The following is a 15,157-nucleotide window of genomic DNA, read 5'->3' on the forward strand; positions in this document are numbered from 1 at the left end:
ACATCGGCCAGCCATCGCTTGCCGGCGCGGGCAGGTGGCAGGGGGCGCGCAACGCGGGCGGCGGCTTGCGGCGGAACGGATCGGAAACGGCATCGCTCGGCCGACTTATAATGGCGGGTCCGCATTTTTCTCGCACATCCGCTGCCGCTCCATGCCCGATCTGCTCGCCAATCTGAACCCTGAACAATACGCCGCCGTCACGCTGCCGAACGAACCGGCGCTGATCCTCGCGGGGGCGGGCAGCGGCAAGACCCGCGTGCTGATCACGCGCATCGCGTGGCTGATTCAGCAGGGCTACGCGTCGCCGGCCACCGTGCTTGCCGTCACCTTCACGAACAAGGCGGCGCGCGAGATGATGGCGCGGCTGTCGGCGATGATGCCGATCGACACGCGCGGCATGTGGATCGGCACGTTCCACGGGCTGTGCAACCGGATGCTGCGCACGCACTGGCGTGACGCCGGCCTGCCGCAGACCTTCCAGATTCTCGACACGGCCGACCAGCTGTCGGCGATCAAGCGGCTGATGAAGGCGGCGAATGTCGACGACGAAAAATATCCGCCGAAGAACGTCCAGTACTTCATCAACAACGCGAAGGAGCAGGGGCTGCGTCCCGACAAGGTCGACGCGTCCGACAACTTCAACCGCAAGTTCGTCGAGCTCTATCAGGCGTACGACCAGCAGTGCCAGCGCGAGGGCGTCGTCGACTTCCCCGAGCTGCTGCTGCGCTGCTACGAGCTGCTCGCATACAACGCGCCGCTGCGCGCGCATTACCAGGCGCGCTTCAGGCACATTCTCGTCGACGAGTTCCAGGACACCAACAAGCTGCAGTACGCGTGGCTCAAGATGCTCGCCGGCGGCGAGAACGCGATCTTCGCGGTCGGCGACGACGACCAGTCGATCTACGCGTTCCGCGGCGCGAACGTCGGCAACATGCGCGACTTCGAAGACGAATTCCGCGTGCGCAACCTGATCAAGCTCGAGCAGAACTACCGGTCGCACGGCAACATCCTGGATGCGGCGAACCAGCTGATCTCGAACAACTCGCATCGCCTCGGCAAGAATCTGCGCACCGACGCCGGCCATGGCGAGCCCGTGCGCGTGTACGAGGCGAGCACCGATGCGCAGGAGGCGGGCTGGATCGTCGAGGAGATCCGCTCGCTCATCAACACCGGGTTGTCGCGCAGCGAAGTCGCCGTGCTTTATCGCAGCAACGCGCAGTCGCGTGCGATCGAGCACACGCTGATGACGTCGGGCATCCCGTATCGCGTGTACGGCGGCCTGCGCTTCTTCGAGCGCCAGGAAGTGAAGCACGCGCTCGCGTACCTGCGCCTGATCGACAACCCGAACGACGACACCGCGTTCGTGCGCGTCGTGAATTTCCCGACGCGCGGGATCGGCGCGCGCTCGATCGAGCAGCTCGCGGACGCCGCGCGCCTGTACGACTGCTCGATGGCCGCGGCGATTCCGTACGTCACCGGCAAGGCTGGCACGAGCCTCGGCGCGTTCGCGAACCTGATCGCGAAGATGCGCGCCGAGACGCAGCAGATGAGCCTGCCGGAGACGGTCGAATACGTCGTGCGCGCGAGCGGCCTCGCCGATTTCTACCAGGGCGAGCGCGAAGGCCAGGACCGCCTCGAGAACTTGCAGGAACTCGTGAACGCGGCCACCGCGTTCGTCAGCGAGGAAGGTTACGGGCTCGATGCGCCGGCCCGCTCGATTCCGCTGCGCGCGGGCGCGATCGCGGCGCCGGAGCTTGGCGTGGACGCGGACGATCCGGCGATCGACGTGCTCGATCCGGCGCGGCTCGACGACCCCGCGCAGAACCCCGACACGATGACGCCGCTCGCGGGATTCCTGTCGCATGCGTCGCTTGAAGCGGGCGATAACCAGGCGCAGGCCGGCCAGGACGCGGTGCAACTGATGACGGTGCACGCGGCGAAGGGTCTCGAATTCTCGGCCGTGTTCATCACCGGCCTCGAGGAAGGGCTGTTTCCGCACGAGAACAGCGTGCTCGAATCGGACGGTCTCGAGGAAGAGCGTCGGTTGATGTACGTCGCGATCACGCGCGCGAAGGAGCGGCTCTACCTGTCGTTCGCGCAGAGCCGGATGCTGCATGGCCAGACGCGCTACAACGTGCGCTCGCGCTTCTTCGACGAATTGCCGGAGCACGTGCTGAAATGGCTCACGCCGAAGGTCGAGGCGGGCTCGCGCTGGGGCGGCCGTTCGGACAACGCCGGCTGGGGCCGCGACTGGTTCGCGCGGCCGGGCGGCGGCAGTCGCGAGCAGGTCGTCGATGCGGCGGTCACCGCGCCGCTTCCGGCGTTCGCGAACAAGCAGCGCGCGGCCGACACCGGCTTCCGCATCGGGCAGCAGGTGTTCCATACCAAGTTCGGCGAGGGGACGGTCACCGCGCTCGAAGGCAACGGCGCCGATGCGAAGGCGCAGGTGAAGTTCAAACGGCACGGCGAGAAATGGCTCGCGCTGGCGGTCGCGAAACTGCAGGCGGTGGAATGATGAGCATCGACATGGTTCAAACGGCCTCGACGCGCCCGCTCGGCATTCTGGCCGCGCTGCCCGAGGAACTCGGCGACCTGATCGCCGCGATGCGCTCCGAAGGCGCGATGAAGACGATCACGCTCGGCCGCCGCGATTATCACGTCGGCACCGTGCACGGCGCGGCCTGCGTCGTCACGCTCGCGCGAGTCGGCAAGGTCGCGGCCGCCGCGACGGTCAGCGCGCTGATTCATGTGTTCGGCGTGTCCGGCATCGTGTTCACCGGCGTCGCCGGCGGCGTGTCGCGCGCCGTGCGCGTCGGCGACGTCGTCGTCGCCGATCTGCTGCTGCAGCACGATCTCGATGCATCCCCGCTGTTTCCGCGTTACGAGGTGCCGCTGCTCGGCATCACGAGGTTCGCGACCGATGCCGTGCTGACGGCTCGCCTGAAGGCTGCGTGCACGCTGTTCGTCGCCGAGGAAGGCGCGCAGTTCGCCGAGCGTTTCGGGCTGGCCAGCTCGACGCTGCACGGCGGGCTGATCATCAGCGGCGACCGCTTCGTGTCGAGCGAGCGCGAAGTCGTTGCGCTTCGCGACGCGCTGCCGGACGCGCTCGCGGTCGAGATGGAAGGCGCGGCGATCGCGCAGGTGTGTGCCGAACACGACGTACCGTTCGCCATCGTGCGCACGATTTCCGATACGGCCGACGATCATGCGACGCAGTCGTTCTCGCACTTCCTGTCGGCGATCGCGAGCAGCTATTCGTCCGGCATCCTCAAGCGTTTCCTGACGCTGCATGCGACGACGGCGGCCTGAAGCCGCCGTCGTACTCTCCCTTCAAACGGGTCGACCGGCCGCGGCACGCATGCCGCGGCCGTTTCGTCACGCCTTCTTGCGCCGGCTGCTTTCGAGGTTCGGCAGGAACACCGTCAGCACGCCGATCAGCGGCAGGAAAGAGCACACCTTGTAGACGAACGCGATGCTCGTCGCATCCGCGAGCTGGCCGAGCACGGCGGCGCCCACGCCGCCCAGGCCGAACGCGAAGCCGAAGAACAGGCCCGCGACCATGCCGACCTTGCCGGGCATCAGTTCCGTCGCGTAGACGAGGATCGCGGCGAACGCCGACGCCAGCACGATGCCGATGATCACGCTCAGCACGCTCGTCCAGAACAGGTTCGCGTACGGCAGCAGCAGCGTGAACGGCGCGACGCCGAGAATCGACACCCAGATCACGTACTTGCGGCCGATCCGGTCGCCGACCGGCCCGCCGATCAGCGTACCGGCCGCGACTGCCGCGAGGAACACGAACAGGTGGATCTGCGCGGCCTGCACCGACAGGTGGAACTTGTCGATCAGGTAGAACGTGAAATAACTGTTGATGCTTGCGAGGTAGAAGTACTTCGAGAACACCAGCAGCACCAGCACGCCGATCGCGGCGAGCACGCGGCCCTGCGACAGCGTCGGATGGCCCGCCGCCGCCGCCTTCTTCTTCATCGACGGATGCTTCTTGTACCAGTGGCCGATCTGCGTGAGCACGACCATCGCGACGAGCGCGGCCGCCGAGAACCACGCGATGCTGTGCTGGCCGTGCGGAATGATCACCAGCGCGGCGAGCAGCGGCCCGAGTGCCGAACCTGCGTTGCCGCCGACCTGGAACAGCGACTGCGCGAGCCCGTGCTGGCCGCCCGATGCCATCCGCGCGACGCGCGACGATTCCGGATGGAACACCGACGAGCCGCAGCCGACCAGCGCTGCCGCCACCAGCAGCGTCGGGAAGTTCTGTGCGGCCGACATCAGCAGCAGCCCCGCGAGGGTGAAGCCCATCCCGACCGGCAGCGAATACGGCTTCGGCCGCTTGTCCGTGTACAGGCCGACGAGCGGCTGCAGCAGCGACGCGGTGATCTGGTAGGTCAGCGTGATCAGGCCGATCTGCGCGAATGACAGGGCGAACTGGCTCTTGAGCATCGGATAGATCGCGAGGATCAACGACTGGATCATGTCGTTGAGCATGTGCGAGAAGCTAATCGCGCCGAGCACGGGGTAGACGGTACGCGGAGCGGGTGGGACAGGCGGCTGGGCTGCGGCTGTTGCGCGTGCGCCCGTATCGAGGCTGGTTTCCATGTGAGCTGAGCGAGTTGAGGTGGCGGGACGCGCTCTGATGGGGATCGGCGCGTTCGAATCGTTGTTGCGTCAAAGAAGTGTAATGTGGCGTATCGAGAATGTCAGGCCAAGTTTTATCGCGATTCGGACATTGCTGTGACGATTTGGCCGCGACGCCGTTTTTTGGCCGGGTATAACGCTGCGGCGCGTTCGCCTTTCGTCGGGCCGCGCGCGACCGGATCGGTGTTTGCCCGGACTCAAGGCGCGCCGATGGCGGCCGTAGAACGACGCAACGACAACACAGATGCGCCTGCGTGCAGCACCGGCCACGAGCCGGGCGGGCGCAGCGCGCGCGGCATGGCGGCCATCGCGGGAATGCCGGCCGCCGGAACCGACCTTTCCGGCGGCATGATCAATACGGGGATATATCGATGAAAGCAGCTTCATTGCATCCGCGGCCGGATGCGGCCGCCGCCGCATCCGGCGCAGCCTCCAGGCCCGTCGCACGGCGCGCCCGTGCAGCTCGGCGCGAACGCCGGCCGTGGACGGTCAAGGCGACGTTGCGCGCCGCGTTCGCGATCCTGCTGGCCGGCACGCTCGCGATCGGCGTGTTTTCGCTGTGGCAGATCAGCCGGCTGAACGCGTCGATTGCGTCGGTCTACGAGCAGGGGCACGTCGCGAGCCGGGCGGCGGAGGAGGTGCGCGCCGAGGTGCTGCGCGCGAGCCGCGCGCAGAAGATGCTGCTGACCGCGACCACCGCGAAGGAGCGCGACGACCTGGGCGCGGAGGTTGGCGCGGGGCTCGCGTCGATCGGCCAGGCGCTCGCGACGCTGCAGCGTTACGCGGATCCGGCCGATGCGGACGATTCCGCGCGACTGCGCGCGTTCTCGATGGCGGTCGGCACGTGGAGCGGCCATCTGCGCGATTTCGTCGCGCTCGTGCAGGCGCAGCCGCTCGACCTGTCGCAGATGAACTGGCAGGTCGGCACGCAGGACGTGTCGCTACTGGTCGAGACCGGCAAGCTCGAGAAGCTCGTCGCGATGCTCGTGAAGACGCGCGGCGCGAAGTCGAAGGCGACGCTCGATGCGTCCGCAACGATCTTCTCGTCGTCGTTCGCGATGATCGCGGCGATGACGGCCGCGCTGATCGTGCTGGCGATCGCGATTGCCGAAGGGGTCGTGCGCCGACTCGCGTCGCAGCTCGGCGGCGAGCCCGCCGACGCAAAGGCGATCGCCGCCGACATCGCGCGTGGCGACCTTACGCGACCGATAACGCTCGGCCGGCACGACCGCGACAGCATGGTGCGTGCGCTGTCCGACATGCAGACCGGGCTCGCGGCCACCGTCGGCGAGATCGCCGTCAGCGCCGAGGCGATCGCGGCCGCGTCCGGCGAGATATCGACCGGCAACCTCGACCTGTCGCGGCGCACCGAGCAGCAGGCCGTCGCGCTGGAGCGCACGGCGGCCAGCATGGAGGAGCTCACGTCGACCGTGCGGCAGAACGCCGAGAACGCGCGGCAAGCGAGCGCGCTCGCGGCCAATGCGTCGGCCGTCGCGGAGGCGGGCGGCGAAGTCGTCGGGCGCGTGGTCGCGACGATGAGCGAGATCGACGACAGCGCCAAGAATATTCGCGACATCATCGGCACGATCGAAGGGATCGCGTTCCAGACCAACATTCTCGCGTTGAACGCCGCGGTCGAGGCGGCGCGTGCGGGTGAGCAGGGGCGCGGTTTTTCGGTGGTCGCGGGCGAGGTGCGGCTGCTCGCGCAGCGCGCGGCGACCGCGGCGAAGGAGATCCGTACGCTGATCGGCGCGTCGGTCGAGCGCGTCGCGAACGGCGCGGCGCTCGCGCACGATGCGGGCCGCACGATGGACGACGTGGTACGGGCGGTCAAGCGCGTGACCGACATCATCGCGGAGATCTCTGCGGCATCGGACGAGCAGAGCGCGGGGATCGACGAAATCGGCCGCGCTGTCACGCAGATGGATGCCGGCACGCAGCAGAACGCGGCGCTTGTCGAACAGGCGGCCGCAGCAGCGAATGCGCTCGACGAGCAGGCGCAGGCGCTCAAGTCGCTGGTCGGGCGCTTTCGCATCGCGGCCTGAGCGTCGTTTCGTCCCCCGCCGTCGCGAGCCGTCCGTGCGCGCCACGCAGGCTGACGGGCCGCTGTCGATCGGTGACAAACCCGGCAGTCGGCCCGCGCGCAATCCCTTACAATGCGCGTCCACATAGCTGGGGGCCAGAACCCGCGGTGCGTGCGTACCGGCTCCTCCGGTGCGACCGCACGCCGAGCGGGTCACGACAATGACGATAACGATCTATCTGACGGGATACCTGTGGATGCTCGCGTCCGCCGCGATCGGCATGCGCACGCGCGTGGCCGCGTGGCGATGGCTCGCGGCGGGCATCGCGCCGGCTGCCGCGTTCGCCGTGCTGCGGGGCCGGACCGGCACCGACACGGCGATCTACCACGACATCATCGCCGGCATCTGGAGCGGCAATCTGAAAGTCGTGCCGCGCACGCTCGAACCGGGCTTCGTCTGGCTCGTTCGCGCGCTCGGATGGCTCGGGCACGATCCGCACGTCGCGATGGCGATCCTGTCGCTGCTGGTCGTCGTCGCGTGCGTCACCGCGTTCGGCCGGAGCACGGAGGACGCAGGCGTGTTCGCGATGCTGATCTTCCCGCTCTTTTTCTACGACATGGCGATGAGCGGCTTGCGCTACGGCGTCGCGTTCTGTGTCGCGAAGCTCGCGTCGGACGCGTGGGCGCGCAGACGGCACGGCGCGTCGTTCGCATTCGCGGCCGCGGCGACCGGCATGCACGTGTCGGCGGCGCTTCTCGTCGTGCTGCTGCAGGTGCGACGGTTGCGCCTGCTGCGCTACGCGGGGCTGGCGGTCGCGATCGGCGGCGTGCTGTTCGCGATGCATCACGATGCGCTGCTCGCGAAGGTCGGCCTGTACGCGGCATTCACGCCGCCCGCGCAGATGTCGGGCGGCGCACCGCTCGTGCTTGCGCTGCTGACGCTCGCCGCCGGCTGGGTGCTGTTGGCGCGCATGCCGCGCACGCTCGTGTTCCTGTTCGTCTGCGAGGTCGCGAGCTTCGCGCTCGCGAGAGTCAGCTACGCAGGGCTGCGTTTCCAGTGGCTCGTGCTGTTCGCGATGAGCTGTCAGTTCGTGCCGCTCCAGCACGTGCCGGGAATCCGGCGCCGGCACGTGATCGTCGCGCTGGCCGTGATCGGCGCCGTCGGCTTCGCGATGCGGCTGCGCAACATGCTCGGCGAATACGGGCTCGGACCGTCGCCGTTCCTGCCTTACCGCTTCTTCTGGGAATGACGCGGCTAGGCGGGGCGTCGCCTGGCCGTCGCACCGTCACGACTTCTTCTGCTTGTCCGGATCGATGATGACCGTGCAGGTCGTGCCCGCCGACAGCACCACGTCGGCCGGCACTTCGTCGATGCGGATGCGCACCGGCACGCGTTGCGCGAGGCGCACCCAGTTGAAGGTCGGGTTCACGTCCGCGACGAGGTCGCGGCTTTGCGGGTTGTCGCGATCGTAGATGCCGCGCGAGATGCTCTCGACGTGGCCCTTCATCACGCCGCCGCTCATCAGCCGCATCTCGGCCGGTGCGCCGATCTTCACGCGCGGCAGCTTGGTTTCCTCGAAGTAGCCGTAGACCCAGAACGAATGGCTGTCGACGATCGCGAGCTTTGCCTGGCCGGCCACCGCGTAGTTGCCCTTGAACGTCTGCAGGTTCGTGATGTAGCCGTCGACCGGCGCGACCACGCGCGTGCGTTCGAGGTTGAGCTTCGCGGCGTCGAGCGCGGCGATCGCCTGCTGGTACTGGGCATCCGCGCTCGATGCGCTGTGCGCCGCGTTCTCGCGGTTTTCCTTGGACACGACGAGCGCGTCGAGGTCGGCACGGCGGGCCGCATCGTCGCGGCGCATCTGCAGTTCCGCGCGCCGGGCGGCGACGGCGGCCTGGGCCTGTTCGACCGCGATCTGATAGTGCGACGGGTCGATCTGCATGATCAGGTCGCCCTTCTTCACGAGCTGGTTGTCATGCACGGGCAGCTCGACGATCGCACCCGACACGTCCGGTGCGACGTTGACGATCTCGGCACGGACGCGCCCGTCGCGCGTCCACGGATCGTCCATGTAGTGCACCCACAGCGAGCGCCCGATCAGGATCGCGACGAGAAGGATGACGGCGGTCGCGACGAAGCCGAAGAGTTTTCTGAGAATCATGATGGTTCGGAATCAACGGTAAACGGCAAGACTCAGTCCGCCGCAAATGCAGACGAGAAGGCACGCGCGGAACAGCGACGGATGCCAGACGAGACGGTAGAGGCCCGTGTAGGCGAGCAGGCGGTCGACGGCCCAGGTCGCCAGCGCGCCCAGGACGAACATCAGGACCACCGTGGGCATGTAGGCATCGAGAATGGCGATTTCACGCGGCATCATGACGAGGCTCCTTGTTGGGGACGCACGGGGCGATTGCGGTTGAGCGGCTCGAGCGGCGATTCCGGATCGAGCAGCGCCGTGCGTACGAAATGCAGATGGCTCAGGATGCGCTGCAGCCGATGGCGCTCCTCGCGCGACGGCGTGAACGCATCGAGCGTTTGCCGGGTCGCGTCGATCGCGGCGTTGACCGCGTCGAGCGTCGCATCGAAGCGCGCTGCGTTCGGATTGCGGAACAGCGCGGACAGCGCGGTGCGCAGCGTTTCGATCGCGCGTCGCCACGGCGTCGTCGGCGCATGGCGCGGGTCGGACGGCAGCGCAGCCAGCTCGGTGCGCAGGTCGAGCGCCGCGTTGCCCGTCTCCAGCACCGCGAACATCCAGCGCAGCGCGTCGCGCTGCACGTCGGGCTGGTCGGCCGACAGCGTGTGCGCCTGATACATCAGGTCGCGCGCGCCGCTCTCGAAGCGCGTGCGCAGTCCGGCCAGCCGTGCGTGGCACGCGGCGACCACCTGGTGGCGCAGGTCGGCGAACAGCCGCTTCTTGAGCCACGGCGCGGTCGGCGGGAACAGCACCGCGAACGCGATCGCCGAGACCAGCATCGACAGCACCAGCGCGAGCGCGTCGTTCATGAAGCTCGTCGGATCGTAGTGCGTGATGTTGTCGGGGCCGGCGAGGAAGCTGAAGAAGATCAGGTAGCCCATCCCGTAGCCCGCGAGTTTCGGCTTCAGCGTCATGAAGATGCCGATCGCGAGCAGCGGCGCGAGCGCCGCGCACAGCAGCGGGAAGCCATCGATGTGCGGGTAGATGCCGAAGGTCAGCAGGAAGCCCGTGCAGACGGCCAGCGCGGTGCCCATGCCCATCTGCGCGGACATCGCGGTCGGGCGCGGCGTCGACGACGCGAGCGCGCAGGTGGCCGCGGCCGTCAGCGTCATCGTCACGCCGCTCGGCCACGCGGTCTCGATCCAGAACCAGCCGAGCACGAGGATCACGGTCGCGGTGCGGATCGCCGCGATCACCATCGCCGTCGCGTTGGTGCGCGGTTCGTAGCGCTCGATCCAGCGTTCGCGCTCGTGCGTCGCGGTCGACAGCGACGCATAGGTCGCCGCGTATTCGTGCAGGTCTGTGATGAAGCGATACAGCAGCTCGGTGGCCGTGTCGAAGTCGAGCAGCGGAAAATCCGGCTGCGTCTCGAGCGCGGCGCGCGTCACGCGGATGCGGCGCGGCAGCGCGTCGCGCCATGCGAGCAACTGTTCGGCCGCGAGCGCGGCGTCGGCCGACGAGCGCACCGGTTCGCCATTGCGCGTCAGAAGCGGTGCGATCTCGCGGAAATACGGCTCGATCGCATTGATCGCGGCCTGCGCGCCGGCGGCGCGCAGCCGGTTCATCAACTGATGCAGTGCATGGAAGCGGCTCGATACGCTCATGAACTCGCTGTTCAGCCGCGCGAGGCGGCCACTGCGCATCCGCGTGTCCGGATCCTCGAACACGGCCATGCTGCGCGCCGCTTCGAATCCGACCACGTCCGCGACGAAGCGCGTATGGATGGTTTCGATGTGCGCGCGATCGAGCTGGCCCGACAGCGCGGCCGCGACGTAGTCGACGAAGCTGCTGAAGCGCTTGCGCACCGTTGTGCGCATCTGCTCGCCTGTGTACTGCGGAAACACCAGCGCGCTGACCACGCCTGCCGACACGATCCCGACCATGATTTCGGCGACCCGCGTCATCGCGCTCATGAACGCGCCGTCCGGATGTTGCGATGCCGGCAGGCCGATCAGCGCGGTCGTATAACCGGCGAGCAGGAAGCCGTAGCTGCGGAAGTTGCGGTTGCGCGCGGCGCCGGCCGTGCACAGCGCGACCCACAGCGCGACGGCCAGCAGGAACAGCTGCGGCTGCTGCGGGAACAGCCCGACGAAAGTGAGCGTCGCGATCAGCCCGAAGATCGTGCCGGCGACCCGGTAGAAACTCTTCGCGAGCACCGCGCCGCTTTGCGGCTGCATCACGATGAACACCGTGGTCATGGCCGTTTTCGGCGCCGGTAGGTCGAGCCGCATCGACACGCCGGTCGCGATGAACGCGGCGAGCAGCGCCTTGAACAGATAGAGCCACGCGGCGCCGTCGCTGCGGGCCCAGTCGCCGAACGCGGCGGACCAGGCCGCGAGCGGACCGGCGGCATGCGTGGAAGCGGGGGAGGAGGCGGACATGACGGTCGCTCCGCTTTACCGTGCGGCCGGCGCGGCGGTCGCGGCGGCGGTTGCGACCTGCGCGGGCCGGGCGACGGCCGCGACGGGCTTTGCGCCCGATGCGGCGGTGGGCGCAGCGGTGCCCGCGGCAGTGCCTGCGCCGGACTCGTCGTTCCGCGGATGGGCTCCCTGAACGTCCGTTTCCGTCTCGACGCCGCCGCCGAGCGCGGCCATCAGCTGCGCGTGCGCGGCGAGGCGTTCCGCGTCGATGCGGGCCGCCGTCTCCTGCGCGCGCAGCAGTTGTTGTTGCGCGACCAGCACGTTCACGTAATCGGTCAGCCCGCGGCGGAAACCTTCGCGCGACAACCGGTAGCTGCGGTCGTTGGCGGCCACCGAGCGCGCGGCATCCTTCTTCTGCGTATCGAGCGAACGGATCCGCACGACCTGGTCGGCGATGTCCTTGAGCGCGCCGACGACCGTCTGGTTGTAGCGCTCGACCGCCTGGTCGTAGCCGGCGTCGGCCGCGCCGAGTTGCGCGCGCAGGCGGCCGCCTTCGAAGATCGGCAGCGACAGCGCGGGGCCGGCCGTCCAGCCGCCGTTCATCGCGCGCAGGAAGTCGGTGAACGGCGCGGTCACGCCGAAGCCGCCGACCGTCGCGAGCAGATCGATGTTCGGGTAGAACGCGGCTTTCGCGACATCAATGCCGCGCGCCTGCGCGTCGACCGTCCAGCGGGCCGCGACGACGTCCGGGCGGCGGCCGAGCAGGTCGGCCGGCATCGCGGAGGGCAAGCCGGCCGGCGCGTCGAGCGACAGGCTCGGCCGCTTGATTGCGTCGCCGGCGCCCGGGCCCTTGCCCGCGAGCGCGGCGAGCTGGTGGCGCGCGAGCTGGATCGCTTCTTCATAGGTGTCGATCTGGCGCTCGTAGTCGGGCAGCGTCGATTCGGCCTGGCTGACTTCGAGCTGCGTGCCGAGGCCGGCCTGCAGGCGCTTGCGCGCGAGATCGGCCAGTGATCGCTGGCGTTCGAACGTTTCGTGCGCGAGGTCGAGCAGCGCGTAGTTCATCGACATGCCGACGTACGCGCGTACGACGTTGACCTCGAGCTCGAGCTTCGCCGCGCGTGCGTCGGCCGCGGTCGCATGCGCGGTGTCGAGCGCGCGCTCGGTCGCGTTCTTGTCCTTGCCCCACAGGTCGAGGTGGTACGACAGGCCGAGCGTGCCGGTGTTGTTCCACGTGTCGGTGTCGGCGAGCGGTCCCGGGCCGTAATACACGTTGTCGGGCCAGTGCTGGCGCATCAGTGACAGATTGCCGTTGATCTGCGGCAGTTCCGCCGAACGGGCCACGCGCGCCATCGCCTGCGCTTCTCGAACGCGAGCCTCGGCGGCCGCAAGGGTGGGGTTGCCGGCCTGCGCGGCGGCGACCCATGCGTCGAGCTGCGGGTCGCGATATGCGCGCCACCAGTCGGACGCGGGCCAGCCCGCGTCGCGGTCCGCCGCGCGGATGGCGGCGCCGGCATCGAGCGTGTTCGCGTCGATGCGGGCGGACTGCGGCTTGTTGTCGCCCATGCTCGCGCACCCGGCCATTATTAATGAGACTGCAAGAACCGCCAGTGCCAGCGTCCCTTTTGTTGCCGGAGACCGCACGATTTTCTCCCTTTCGGATATAGATGAGTCGGATGCGATTATATTTTTCAGTGATTCCTGAATAAATGGACAAGGGTGCAAGTCATTTTTACGAATCCTGAGACAATATTTGTTCGCCCCTGTGCAACAATCGGTCCGGATTCAAACGGGTAATGCGATGGATACGTTACAAAACATGCGGGTATTCGTCCGCGTGGTCGACGCGGGAAGCTTTACCGCGGCCGCCCAGCAGATGAATTCGACGACGGCCTATGCGTCGCGCGCCGTCTCGGATCTCGAGGCGCACCTGCGCACGCGGCTCCTGAACCGGACGACGCGCCGGATTGCGTTGACCGAAGCAGGCGAGCGCTACCTGCAGCGCTGCGAGCAAATCCTTGCGTACGTCGATCAGGCAGAAGCCGAAGCGGGCGATGCGCACGCGCGCCCGTCGGGCAAGCTGAAGGTTCATTGCTTCACGAGCCTCGGGCAGCATTACCTGGTGCCGGCCATCGCGCGCTATCGGCAGCGCTATCCGGACGTGCACGTCGAACTGACGCTCGCGCAGCGGATGCCCGACCTGCTCGACGAGGGGTACGACGTCGCGATCGTCGTCGGCCGCGACCTGCCCGATTCGGGGCTCGTGTCGCAGCGGCTCGGCGAGAGCTACAGCGTCGTGTGCGCGTCGCCCGGCTATGTCGACGCGCACGGCGTGCCGCGCACGCCCGCGGATCTCGAGCAGCACGTCTGTCTCGGGATGGTCGCGCCGGGCTTTCACTTCGACGAGTGGTCGCTGTCGGGGCCGCGCGGCGACGAGGTGATTCCGATCACGGCGCCGCCGTTCCGCGTGAATGTCGCAGAGGCGCTTGCGGTGGCCGTGCGGGAAGGGATGGGGATCGGCGGGCTGCCGCTCTATTCGGCGATCGGCGGGCTGCGCAGCGGACACATCGTGCGCGTGATGCCCGAATACCGGTCGCACGTGATGAACATCTACGCGCTGTATCCGTCGCGCCAGTACCTCGACGCCAAAATCCGCACCTGGGTCGATTTTCTGCGCGACGAGTTGCCGGCCACGCTCGAAGCCGACGAAGCCGCGCTCGCGCAGTTCACGGCTGCGACATGAGCGCGCGGTCGAGCCCGATCTGACGAGATTTGTCCTTCGCGCAACATTTTTTTACCCTCGGACGGCGGACAGTTTGATACTGTTCAAATCAGAGAGATTTGGATCTGCCCATACCCGGAGTCGCAATGGATACGCAACTGATGATCGGCCTTGGAGTTCTGCTTGGTGCGGCTGCCGCCGCCGCGGCGACGCGCGATCTGCTGCGCGCGATGAAGGCGCGGATGAAGCCGGCACCGGTGCGGGTACGCCCGTCGTCGAACGGATCGCGCCGCGCCGATCGCTGATCGGCGGTCTCTCCGATCGGGAAGGGCCGCATCGCCCGGCCCGAGGGTTCGGCGCTCAGCCGAGCTCGACCACTCTGTCCCACGCAAACGCGGGATTTTCCAGTTCGCCGGTGCGCCGGTGGATATAGCCGCGCGGATTGCACACCACGCGCGTGCCGCTGTCGGTCACATAATCGAATGAAGTATGCGTGTGACCGTGGATCCACAGGTCCACGGGCGGTCGCACGAGTTCCGCCATGTCCGTGACGAATCCCGCCGATGCCAGGTCTTCCGCGTAGCGCTCGGCCAGCGAGCGCAGGTGCGGTGCATGATGGGTGACGACGATCGTGCGGCCGTCGAACGGCGTCGCGAGCCGTGCCTCGAGCCACGCGCGGCCTTGCCGGTGCAGCGCGATTGCGTCGGCCGGCGTGAAATCCCGCTCCGGCGCCTGCGCCGCATGCAGTGCCGCGTCGTGCGGCCACGTCACCTGGATCAAGCCCTTGAAGTCGAGCATCACGCGCACGCCGGCGTCGATCGCGCGTGCGATGCTCGCATCGTCGGCGCCGAACAGCGAGAAATCGGACCACAACGTCGTACCCAGCACGCGAAAGCGCTGCGCCGGATCGACGTACACGCCGTTGTTCAGGTAATGCACGTTGTCGATCGCCTGCGCGGCGTCGCGCATCGCGGTCTCGAGCGCGCCGAATTCCCCGTCGTAGTACTCATGGTTGCCCGGCACGTAGATCACCGGCACGTCCGGGTCGAACGTTTCGGCGGCCCAGCGCAGGCCTTCCGCGTGATTGTGGATGTCGCCGGCCAGCACGACGAGATCCGCGTCGGCATGCACGATCGTGTCGGGCTGGTTGCTTTCGAGATGCAGGTCGGACAGGACGCGAACTCTCATGGACATCGCTCCAGGGTGG

Annotated in this window: 13 protein-coding genes; 7 read left to right on the forward strand and 6 right to left on the reverse strand. The window is 67.9% G+C overall.

All coding sequences use genetic code 11. From position 1 onward, the window contains the following. The first annotated feature begins 151 nt into the window (after positions 1–151). Together WI26_RS06520 and WI26_RS06525 are read left to right on the forward strand one after the other, a co-directional pair. Positions 152–2,515, forward strand: a complete 2,364-nt coding sequence (locus tag WI26_RS06520; protein ID WP_069225513.1) for a UvrD-helicase domain-containing protein — start codon at positions 152–154, stop codon at positions 2,513–2,515. Further along, positions 2,512–3,309, forward strand: a complete 798-nt coding sequence (locus WI26_RS06525) for a 5'-methylthioadenosine/adenosylhomocysteine nucleosidase (protein ID WP_069225514.1) — start codon at positions 2,512–2,514, stop codon at positions 3,307–3,309. The genes WI26_RS06520 and WI26_RS06525 overlap by 4 nt, the downstream gene beginning before the upstream one ends. A 66-nt stretch (positions 3,310–3,375) precedes the next feature. Here the strand turns inward: WI26_RS06525 and WI26_RS06530 are convergent, their stop codons facing one another. Then, on the reverse strand, positions 3,376–4,614 hold the full coding sequence (locus WI26_RS06530; protein WP_069225515.1) for an MFS transporter: 1,239 nt from the start codon (positions 4,612–4,614) through the stop codon (positions 3,376–3,378). An 84-nt stretch (positions 4,615–4,698) separates the two neighbouring features. Here WI26_RS06530 and WI26_RS32140 point away from each other — a divergent pair, with 84 nt between their 5' ends. The 3 genes from WI26_RS32140 (at position 4,699) to WI26_RS06540 (ending at position 7,926) form a co-directional block, all read left to right on the forward strand. Beyond that, positions 4,699–5,028, forward strand: coding sequence for a hypothetical protein (locus WI26_RS32140; RefSeq protein ID WP_155768740.1), 330 nt, complete (start codon positions 4,699–4,701; stop codon positions 5,026–5,028). Beyond that, positions 5,025–6,698: a methyl-accepting chemotaxis protein gene (locus WI26_RS06535; protein ID WP_059508818.1), complete on the forward strand. Its 1,674-nt coding sequence runs from the start codon at positions 5,025–5,027 to the stop codon at positions 6,696–6,698. The genes WI26_RS32140 and WI26_RS06535 overlap by 4 nt, the downstream gene beginning before the upstream one ends. A gap of 199 nt (positions 6,699–6,897) precedes the next feature. After that, positions 6,898–7,926 (forward strand): EpsG family protein, encoded by a 1,029-nt coding sequence (locus tag WI26_RS06540; RefSeq protein WP_069225516.1) that lies wholly within the window; start codon positions 6,898–6,900, stop codon positions 7,924–7,926. Between the two features lie 36 nt (positions 7,927–7,962). On the opposite strand, the gene WI26_RS06545 is transcribed toward WI26_RS06540, so the two are convergent. From WI26_RS06545 to WI26_RS06560, 4 genes are read right to left on the reverse strand one after another with little or no spacing between them, the layout of a single operon-like run. Next, positions 7,963–8,838 (reverse strand): HlyD family secretion protein, encoded by an 876-nt coding sequence (locus WI26_RS06545; protein ID WP_014897260.1) that lies wholly within the window; start codon positions 8,836–8,838, stop codon positions 7,963–7,965. Between the two features lie 12 nt (positions 8,839–8,850). Then, the gene (locus WI26_RS06550; protein ID WP_011351756.1) at positions 8,851–9,054 is read right to left on the reverse strand and encodes a DUF1656 domain-containing protein; all 204 of its coding nucleotides are present in this window, start codon (positions 9,052–9,054) and stop codon (positions 8,851–8,853) included. Beyond that, positions 9,051–11,252, reverse strand: a complete 2,202-nt coding sequence (locus tag WI26_RS06555; protein WP_069225517.1) for an FUSC family protein — start codon at positions 11,250–11,252, stop codon at positions 9,051–9,053. Before WI26_RS06555 ends, WI26_RS06550 begins: the two co-directional genes overlap by 4 nt. A gap of 15 nt (positions 11,253–11,267) precedes the next feature. Continuing rightward, a complete protein-coding gene (locus WI26_RS06560) occupies positions 11,268–12,872 on the reverse strand; it encodes an efflux transporter outer membrane subunit (protein ID WP_081334232.1) in 1,605 nt (534 codons plus the stop codon). A 157-nt stretch (positions 12,873–13,029) separates the two neighbouring features. Between WI26_RS06560 and WI26_RS06565 the strand changes: the two genes are divergently transcribed. Both WI26_RS06565 and WI26_RS32630 read left to right on the forward strand, forming a co-directional pair. Next, positions 13,030–13,971: a LysR family transcriptional regulator gene (locus tag WI26_RS06565; protein WP_059467680.1), complete on the forward strand. Its 942-nt coding sequence runs from the start codon at positions 13,030–13,032 to the stop codon at positions 13,969–13,971. Positions 13,972–14,096: 125 nt separating this feature from the next. Next, on the forward strand, positions 14,097–14,255 hold the full coding sequence (locus WI26_RS32630; RefSeq protein WP_167359235.1) for a hypothetical protein: 159 nt from the start codon (positions 14,097–14,099) through the stop codon (positions 14,253–14,255). A gap of 55 nt (positions 14,256–14,310) precedes the next feature. Here the strand turns inward: WI26_RS32630 and WI26_RS06570 are convergent, their stop codons facing one another. Further along, positions 14,311–15,138, reverse strand: a complete 828-nt coding sequence (locus WI26_RS06570; protein ID WP_059467679.1) for a metallophosphoesterase — start codon at positions 15,136–15,138, stop codon at positions 14,311–14,313. Positions 15,139–15,157: the final 19 nt, after the last annotated feature.

This window comes from Burkholderia diffusa (assembly GCF_001718315.1).
Classification (GTDB): Bacteria; Pseudomonadota; Gammaproteobacteria; order Burkholderiales; family Burkholderiaceae; genus Burkholderia; species Burkholderia diffusa_B.

Bases quoted from the DNA above. Each gene is read 5' to 3' on its own strand.
- WI26_RS06520 (WP_069225513.1), top strand. From the start codon at position 152: ATGCCCGATCTGCTCGCCAATCTGAACCCTGAACAATACGCCGCCGTC.
- WI26_RS06525 (WP_069225514.1), top strand. From the start codon at position 2,512: ATGATGAGCATCGACATGGTTCAAACGGCCTCGACGCGCCCGCTCGGC.
- WI26_RS06530 (WP_069225515.1), bottom strand. From the start codon at position 4,614: ATGGAAACCAGCCTCGATACGGGCGCACGCGCAACAGCCGCAGCCCAG.
- WI26_RS06535 (WP_059508818.1), top strand. From the start codon at position 5,025: ATGAAAGCAGCTTCATTGCATCCGCGGCCGGATGCGGCCGCCGCCGCA.
- WI26_RS06540 (WP_069225516.1), top strand. From the start codon at position 6,898: ATGACGATAACGATCTATCTGACGGGATACCTGTGGATGCTCGCGTCC.
- WI26_RS06545 (WP_014897260.1), bottom strand. From the start codon at position 8,838: ATGATTCTCAGAAAACTCTTCGGCTTCGTCGCGACCGCCGTCATCCTT.
- WI26_RS06550 (WP_011351756.1), bottom strand. From the start codon at position 9,054: ATGATGCCGCGTGAAATCGCCATTCTCGATGCCTACATGCCCACGGTG.
- WI26_RS06555 (WP_069225517.1), bottom strand. From the start codon at position 11,252: ATGTCCGCCTCCTCCCCCGCTTCCACGCATGCCGCCGGTCCGCTCGCG.
- WI26_RS06565 (WP_059467680.1), top strand. From the start codon at position 13,030: ATGGATACGTTACAAAACATGCGGGTATTCGTCCGCGTGGTCGACGCG.
- WI26_RS32630 (WP_167359235.1), top strand. From the start codon at position 14,097: ATGGATACGCAACTGATGATCGGCCTTGGAGTTCTGCTTGGTGCGGCT.
- WI26_RS06570 (WP_059467679.1), bottom strand. From the start codon at position 15,138: ATGAGAGTTCGCGTCCTGTCCGACCTGCATCTCGAAAGCAACCAGCCC.